The organism is Mycobacterium asiaticum (assembly GCF_001668675.1).
Taxonomy (GTDB): domain Bacteria; phylum Actinomycetota; class Actinomycetes; order Mycobacteriales; family Mycobacteriaceae; genus Mycobacterium; species Mycobacterium asiaticum_D.
Window position 1 is genome coordinate 1 of record NZ_LZKQ01000219.1, and the last position, 7898, is coordinate 7898.

Genomic DNA, 7898 nt, shown 5'->3' on the forward strand with positions numbered 1-7898 from the left:
CCGGCCGAGCGACGACTTGCCCTCGAGTCGTCCGGCCAGGTCGTCGGGCAGCGTGCAGACCTCCAGGGTCGAGCCGAGGACGAATTCACCGGGGTGCAGGACGAATGGCTCACCCGGTTCGGGCTCGACCAGGCTGGTCAGCTCGTCCTGCTGCTTCGCCGGGTCGATGTGGGTGTAGCGCGTGTTGTTGAAGACGCGGAACAGCGAGTCGAGCCGGACGTCGATGCTGGACGGCTGAACCAGGGAGTCGTCGAACGGCTCGAGGCCCAACCGGCCCGCGGCGATTTCGGCCCTGAGGTCGCGATCGGAGAGCAGCACCCGACGAGCGTATCTGCCGTACGGGCACGCGCTGGGTCAGCGGACGAATCAGCGGACGAAGATGTCGTCGCTGCTCGGGTATCCACCACCGGTAGTGGTGACGTGGACATGGTCGTAGTGGCCGTAGCCGCCGGCTTGAGCACCACCGCCGGGCGTGTAGTAAGTGCCACGCCAGATGGCATCCTGGATGCCGAATTGGTCCGCGTTCTGCATGACGAACGTGACGATCGCGTTGCCGAGTTCGATGCCTGCGTCGGAGCTGGGGTCAGGGATCATCACGTCGACCGCAAGGCCGTCGGGATGCCATCTGAGCGCGTCCGGCCGGACGCCGCCGATCTGGTGGATTTCGGGAAACAGTGCGCTGATCGCGCGCGCAACCAGGATGGTGCGGACCTGTAGGCCTGCCTCCGGCGCGACGCCGACGGGGAATGACCGGATCCCGACGAGGCCGGCCCGAGAGCGCGACGCCGGTGCGACCTCTTCGAGGTTGAATTTCAAGCGAGAAGTGTCGATTTGTGGTGCCGCCTCCGTGGTGGCGAGCTCAATGCCCCAAGGACCACCAGCGGCTACCTTCTGCTCGCTCCGTCCGACGGCGGAATGGATGTCACCGCCGACGGCGAAGAACACGGCTCCTGAGGCTAGGGCCGCACCCAGCACCGCTGGGGCTTTCCGCCTCTTCCTAGCTAACGCGTGCCTGCCCACGGATGGTCACAATACGAGGTTAAAAATGATAACGAAAGGGTAAACGTGACAATCTCATCGTTGTCATTGCGCGAATGGGTAATGGTTGTCCACATTACGCATTAGTCATTCCGCATGCTTTAGGCGGTCGAACAACCCGCCATTCCCACGTTACAAGGGGCACCTCCGGCGTAACTCGGACCGGTGGCGGCCGCTGGTGACCACCGGCTGCCGGCGCGGGCGTTGAGTGCCAAAAACATTGGGAGGTCGCCGGATTCGAACTCGACTCTGCTGGCGACGGCGGCAACGCCAAGCGGGCCGGGTGGGCGACGCGGCATACGGTCGGTATTGGGCATTGACGGCCCGCCGGGTGCCGACTCGGCGGCGACTTCCGGGTCCTGATCGCGGCTCGCGACGGCACTCCAGTTATTTCGATCACGTCACCGCCTCGACCCCTCGAATCGGGCCAGCGAACCCGCGAAACGCCTGGGAGGTTCCCGCTCCCCACGCAGGCAGCCGGTGCTAGCCTTTCTGGGCAACCGCGCCGATGTAGTTCAATGGCAGAACATCAGCTTCCCAAGCTGAATACGCGGGTTCGATTCCCGTCATCGGCTCCACATCTACCTCGGCCTTTACCCGATTGCTTCGCCACTAGCGGAGCGCGGTCCCGTGACGGTCCCGTACGCCGCGTTCGTATCATGTGTCAGCAACGTTCGAGTCGATGCTGATGAAGGGCGCGATGAAGAATTACGGCCACCAGATAAGCGACATAGCGGACATCCGAGGCACCCTCGACATCGTGCGTCAGCTCAACATCGACGGCTTGGACGCAATCGACAGCGGTGTACTTGGCACCGCCGCCGCGCGTCGAGGGGTCTACGGTTTCGCCGAGTTCCGTGGCATCCCCTTTGATCAGATTCCGCCCGAGGATCTAGAAGCACGGCTGGAGTTGGAACGCGAAAAGCCGAGCACTGATCAAGGCACGCGCGCATTCGCGCGAGACGCACGGCGACTACTTCGAGATATGGATTGGATTGACCCCACGTCGGAAGAGGTGACCGCCGAAGGAGACGCGTTTCTTAGTTCAGAGCCGGGGAGCGCTGAAGAGCGCGCGATGCTCGCCGAAGGCTTGCTCCGGATTGCTCTGACGGACGATGCGGGACGGACATCACACCCCGCCCGCGTCATGCTGAGCCTGCTCGCTGTCGGTCCGAGCTACCGCCGTCAAGGCTTGGAGCTTGCGCTCGAAGCCCGCGACGATTCACCCGAGGAATTGAACCGGGTGACAGCCTTGTATGAGATGGAACCCGCGGAACGCCAAGCGGCGCTCGGCATCAACAACACCACGCGAGCTAACGCGGTCAAGATCTTTCCCAGGCTGGCCGTCACAGCTGGGCTGGTCTACGAGGACGCCGGCCACAATTTCAGTCTGACCGATGACGGTCGACTAGTCCTTGACCTTCCTCCGGGCGAAGTGCCGCAACCTATACGCCTCCGTGCGCGTGTAACCACATCACCGGGCAGGCGAGTAACTGCGCAGACGATTGCTGCAGATGTGCCGGCAGCGTTGCCCCGGTTTCTATCCCGGGCCGAACAGGAGGAAGCCAGGGCGCGCTTGGGTGAGCGGAAGTCGAAGCACCAGCAGCTGGTACGGAACTTCTTCATCTGGGCACTGGGCGATAGCGATCAAGGCGAATTGCACGAGAATAGTTTGGGTCAAGACGCTGTGTGGCTCCCGCCAGTGGAACTCGTCAGCTACCTCTTCGAAATGAAAACCGTCGATGACGACGCGCCGAAGCAGGCGCGCGCTGCCCTCGCACAACTCGCCTACTACGACTACTTCATAGTTTCACCGTGTTGGCCGGACCGGGCACTCGTTAAATGCGCTGTATTTGATGCGGACATCGGTCCGGAGCTGAGTACCTTCCTAGATCACAACGGCGTTGCGGCGATTGCGTTCACAGAAACTGGAGCGACAGCGCTCAATCCGCGTGGCCAGGAGGTACTTGCGGCGCTGCCGCGTGCTCAAGGCGCTTGAGGGCCAAGTCCACGTAGTCCCGCTTCAGTTCACAACCCCAATAATCACGCCCAAGCCGCACTGCACTGACACATTCGGTCCCGCTTCCCGCGAAGGGTACGACCACTAACTCACCCTCATTACTGAAGTGGCGAATGATCCTGTCGCTCAGTGCCAATGGCTTCTGCGTCGGGTGGTCAACACGCTCGTTCTCAAAGCGCCTACCCGCGAGCGTCGGAAACTTCCAAACGTCACCTGCCATCCGACCCTCAGGGTTCGGCGTCCACACCTTCCCGTTCTTGATGATCTTGTTCTTCAGCCGCTCGGTGCTCTTATAGGGCTCGCGGACGGGGCGATACGTGTACGAATCAGACTTCGAGAACCACAAGATCGGTTCGTAATGAGTAGCTAGAGTCTTACGGCTACGGCTCCAACCATTTTCGTAGTGCCAGATGATCTGACGCCGGTACTTCATTCCCATGTCGTATAACAGGCACTGGACGTAGCACTGGTAGTGGTGAATGCCATAGACGAAAATCTGACCATCAGCAGTCAGAATGCGGAGGCACTCCTTGATCCATGCTTCGCACCACGGAAGCCACTCGGTTGAACGGTCCCATTCCTTGTCGACGCCGAATGCCGGTCCGATGTTGTACGGAGGATCAGCAATCACGAGACTCGCGACGCTGTCCGGCAACGCGCGTAGCGATTCGATGCAATCGCCTTGAACGATAGTGTTTCTCTTCATAGCTTCCGAAGAACGACGATGTTCTGATGATGGACGTTAGGAACGTACGCGTATGGGTAGCCGTATGGGAACACCCGTTTGTGTCGTTGGTAGAGAACATTCATGGCTTGCAGAGTGAGACCGCGACTTTCGAGCGCGCGCGCAATATCGGCATGGAACGGGTAGTAGCGGCTCTTGTGTCGGAAGTCGCCAACGATCAGGACCATGTACGCCTTATGCTTCAACGCTTTCGCGCAGTCCGCCAATGAGGCGGCTAATTCGTCGATGAAACCTTGATAATCTTCAATGTTCGCGAGATCACGAGGGTCATCACCGTAATTGACAGCTAGACCCGGATCGACTCTCTCCGCCTTTACTTTGTGATCCGGCTTCTTATTCAAGATGCCCCAGTAAGGCGGGCTCGTGACGATGAGGTCTATCGATTCGGACTCGAGCTTGTTCGCGAGGATCCGAATATCACCCTCCCATACTGTCTGCATGGTCGCTTCGAGAGCGTCGGCTGAAACCTCTTGTTCTAGCCGCTGGCGAGTCAGCGCCGCAAAGTGTGCGTAGAGCTCAAAGCCGATTCCGTTCCGACCTGATAGCGCGCAGGCTTTTAGCGTCGATCCGACACCCACGAAGGGGTCGAGGACGGTGGCCCCCGCCTTCGTGAGCATGTTGATGATTCGGCTCACGTCGGTGTAGGAGAAAGGAGCGGGGTGCTGACGCTCGATAGCGGCCTCCGCATGTCCGGCTCCAAGGCCGCGCTGTGTCCAGACGCTGACGCTCTCGCTCAGCCACTCCTTCGCAGTGAGATCGTTCAGCGTGTTAGCGGGAGAACGGCTCTGCTCATCATTCGACTTCCCCATCTGTTCCCCTCTGCGAGCCGGATGCTCAGAGTATGGCCTACCTGTCCGACGACTCGGTGGACCGCTCATCGGCGAGCCTTGGCCAGTGGTATGACGTTCCCCGAGTTGAGGCGGTTCCCCAACGCGCCGAGCGCGGCCATGTTTCCGGTGTGGTCGTCCGTGTTGATGAGGTGTGCGTACACGGTCAGCGTCGTCTTGACGTCTCGGTGCCCCATCAACGCCGCGATGTCGATGGGACGGATGCCCGCCGCGAGACAGAGGCTCGCGTACGTGTGGCGGAGCGAGTGGAACGACTGATCGGGGTCGAGCTTCGCAGTCGGCGAGAGCCTGTTGGCCCGCAACACCGCCGGTCGGTATACCGCCTTGTAGAAGGTCGCGTGGCGAAGCGGCTGGATCCAGTCGAGCACCAACCGCTTCTCCGCGTCCTCCATGGTGAGTTCGGCCAAGGCGTCCGCCTGTCGTCGCGCGCGGGCCTTCGCGGTGGTTTTCGGTGATATGTCTTCGACGCCCGTACTCGCCTCTCTCGGTGGGTGGGCCGTCGCAGATGCGCCGGTCGGTCGGGGCCGCGTCAACGTCGTACCGGGGAACAGCGGTGCGTCCGGTTCGTTTACGCGCGGGTGCTGGCCGAGGTAGTCCCGCAACAACTCGGTCGTCTTGGCGGTAAGCGGCACGCGACGGTAGCTCTGCTTGGTCTTGAGCGGACCGTACTCGATGGCCGCACCCTTCGCTCGCGCGGCCTGCTCGACACGCAACACGCCCGGCTTCGCCTGGGCGTTCGGGTTCAGCGGCGGGTCCGGCAGTTCGATGTTCGCGATGGTAAGGCCGCCGAGTTCCGCTGCGCGCAGACCCGACCAGGCCGCGACGTGCACCAGGAGGTTGTAGGGCCAAGGCGTCGCCTCCACGAGCGCTGAAACTTGTGCGGGCGTGAGGAACTGCGCCCGGTCCACGACTACGCCGACCTGCCCGCCGTTGGTGCCAGTTTCAGTGGGGAGATTGATGTACTCGGCGGGGCTCTTCGCCAGCCGGCCATCCACGACGGCCTGCTCCAGAACCATGCGGACGGTCCAGAACGCGTGTCGCACGGTCGACGGCTTCTTGCCCGCCTCGGTGAGTCGGTTCACCCACGCCTGGATGTACTCGCGGGTGATCTTGTTCAGCGGGTAGTCGCCGAATACCGCGTCAATGCCGAGCGTCCTGCCGTCACCGCGCCGGGTCGCGGCCGGGGCGAGGGCGTAGCGGTGGTTCTCAGCGTTGTTGCGGGTGTCGGCCTTGCGGGACTCCAACCAGATCGCCGCCGCGTCCCGAAACAGCATCTTCCCCTTGCCGGGGTCGAAGTCCATGCCCGTCAACGTCTCGGCGTCTGCCTTCACCGCGAACGCCTTGGCGTCCTTGCGCGTGCGGAACCCTCCCTTGCTCCGCTCGTTGCCGTCTGGGCCGTACCACCGGACGACGTACGTTGTTGTGCCGCTCGCGCGTACGCGCTTCTGAACTCCTGCCATGTGGTCAACGCTCCTTGCTGCTACTTCATGGAAAATTCGTGCACGTTACGCGGGGAGGGTCGGCCGCAGCGACACACCCCTACCCCTGTTTTCGCCCCCCGGGGAGGTCATAACGCAATCGCCAGATCGCTTGCGGTGGTTGCACTCTGATAGATGCGACGCACTGTCGACACCTGCCATGTTGGCCGGCCAGCGGGGCTAAGGATCGCCTCGGTTTCCAGAGCGCGTGCGATACGGCCGAAGCTCAGCCCTGCGTTGCGGTCCAACACGATTCGCCGCACGACGCCAGCGGTCGCGAGACGCGGCCGACCGATGCGCTCACCGCGCGCCTTCTTGGCGGCAAGTCCCGCCTTGGTGCGCTCACTGATGAGTTCGCGCTCGTACTCGGCGAAGTTGACGACCGTCCGCGCCATCATGCGACCTGCAGCAGTCGACAGGTCCAGGTTGATATCGAGCACGACCAGCGACCAACCCTGTACTTGTGCAGCGTCAATTATGTTGGCGGCATGGACGATTGAACGCGCCAGGCGGTCGAGCTTGGCCACGATCAGCCCGTCGCCCTGACCCGAGGCGAGCAGTTGCAACGCCTCCTGGAGGTTGGCGTTGATGTACTTGCCGCTGGCGCCTTCATCGGCGTGGTGCTCCACGGTCCATGCACGCCTCAGCGCCTCGGCGTCGATGGCCGACCGCTGGGCATCGAGCCCGTTGCGGGTGTCGGCCTGTTCGAGGGTGCTCACGCGCGAGTAGCCGAAGAACAGCTTCGATTCCATGTCGTCTCCATTTGGGTTGAGGCCAAAGCGGTCGGTTCCGCCTTCCGCCTCAAATTCTACGCCAGCAGCAAACTAAGAGTATGGCTCTTAACTGGTATTTTAATCTTCACAGACAACTACCAACGTCGTCCCGTCCGGCGTGCTCGCTCGGCCTCAGCGGCGTCTTGCAAAGTCATCAGCCCGGTACCGCTCGGCATATCGCCCGCCGGTACGCCGCCCGTCTCGGGGTACCGCATCTCGCTCCCGGGCGTCTCGGCGGCGCGTTCGGGGCCGCTCTCGTCGGAGGGCTCGACTACCTCGGCGTCGATCGCGTCGGCCGGGGCGGGTTCTTCGACCAGTGGCCGGCCATTGATTGCGCGGTGCTCAGCCCGCGAAATTGTTGCGACACCGGCGATGTCGTCAAGAAGTCGCTCCCACGGCTTAAGCTCCAGTGCGACTTCGGTTTTCGCGCCAAGTCCCGCGCGGTCGAGTGCGTCGCGAATAGCATTGAGCTTTACCGCTTCTGACTCCGCGCCGGTGGCCATGCCGAGTAGTTCCCGGGCCATGCGGTCGGCGGCGTTCTCAAGCCTGGCTTTGGCCGCCGACTTGACCTGGGGAGCCGCCCCGCCGTGCCGAAAACAGACTGTTGCACCGCGTATTGGCGGTCGTAAACACTGATCACCGTTCCTCCGATGTGCTCTGCAACGTGGTTTATCTGAGTTTTCAGCCCAATATTCTGGTGAATATTTCTTGACCGGTACTGATAGTTTTCGCGAGGTTTCCGTGGGTGTTTTGCCGGTTTCTTCGTCGTTTTCAGAAAAATCGTTGTCATAGGTAGTGATTGTCATGGGTCTCGCCTTCACATTGGTTCGCAAACTTTTTATTGAGCTACGTAGTTTGAGAAGTTAAATCGTCATCATTCCGACACAGAGCCTTCACGGTCGTCTTGTTTCCCTTCCTTTCCAGTTTGCGGTGGTCGCCGACAACGCTCTAGCTAACTCATCTCGGCGATAACCGCCGTCGATCGATAACCGGCCC

General features: G+C 61.7%; 8 protein-coding genes and 1 tRNA gene. 2 read left to right on the forward strand and 7 right to left on the reverse strand.

What is annotated here, in order from left to right; all coding sequences use genetic code 11:
• Together dcd and A9X01_RS18900 are read right to left on the reverse strand one after the other, a co-directional pair.
• On the reverse strand, positions 1-318 hold a 318-nt coding region (dcd, locus tag A9X01_RS18895; protein ID WP_065122219.1), incomplete at its 3' end, for a dCTP deaminase.
• Positions 319-366: 48 nt separating this feature from the next.
• Entirely contained in the window at positions 367-1020 is a 654-nt protein-coding gene (locus A9X01_RS18900; protein WP_065122220.1) for a VldE C-terminal domain-containing protein, read from the reverse strand.
• 522 nt (positions 1021-1542) lie between these two features.
• Between A9X01_RS18900 and A9X01_RS18905 the strand changes: the two genes are divergently transcribed.
• Positions 1543-1616 (forward strand) — tRNA-Gly (locus tag A9X01_RS18905).
• Between the two features lie 104 nt (positions 1617-1720).
• On the forward strand, positions 1721-3037 hold the full coding sequence (locus A9X01_RS18910) for a hypothetical protein (protein ID WP_155772162.1): 1317 nt from the start codon (positions 1721-1723) through the stop codon (positions 3035-3037).
• Here A9X01_RS18910 and A9X01_RS18915 read toward each other — a convergent pair.
• The 5 genes from A9X01_RS18915 to A9X01_RS30020 all read right to left on the reverse strand — a co-directional run bounded on the left by A9X01_RS18915 (position 2982) and on the right by A9X01_RS30020 (position 7708).
• The gene (locus tag A9X01_RS18915) at positions 2982-3764 is read right to left on the reverse strand and encodes a DNA-methyltransferase (RefSeq protein ID WP_065122222.1); all 783 of its coding nucleotides are present in this window, start codon (positions 3762-3764) and stop codon (positions 2982-2984) included. The genes A9X01_RS18910 and A9X01_RS18915 overlap by 56 nt on opposite strands.
• On the reverse strand, positions 3761-4612 hold the full coding sequence (locus A9X01_RS18920; protein ID WP_065122223.1) for a DNA methyltransferase: 852 nt from the start codon (positions 4610-4612) through the stop codon (positions 3761-3763). The genes A9X01_RS18915 and A9X01_RS18920 overlap by 4 nt, the downstream gene beginning before the upstream one ends.
• Positions 4613-4677: 65 nt before the next feature.
• A complete protein-coding gene (locus A9X01_RS30605; RefSeq protein ID WP_065122224.1) occupies positions 4678-6111 on the reverse strand; it encodes a site-specific integrase in 1434 nt (477 codons plus the stop codon).
• A gap of 107 nt (positions 6112-6218) precedes the next feature.
• Positions 6219-6881 (reverse strand): recombinase family protein, encoded by a 663-nt coding sequence (locus tag A9X01_RS18930; RefSeq protein ID WP_065122225.1) that lies wholly within the window; start codon positions 6879-6881, stop codon positions 6219-6221.
• Positions 6882-6997: 116 nt separating this feature from the next.
• Positions 6998-7708: a hypothetical protein gene (locus A9X01_RS30020; protein WP_155772163.1), complete on the reverse strand. Its 711-nt coding sequence runs from the start codon at positions 7706-7708 to the stop codon at positions 6998-7000.
• Positions 7709-7898: the final 190 nt, after the last annotated feature.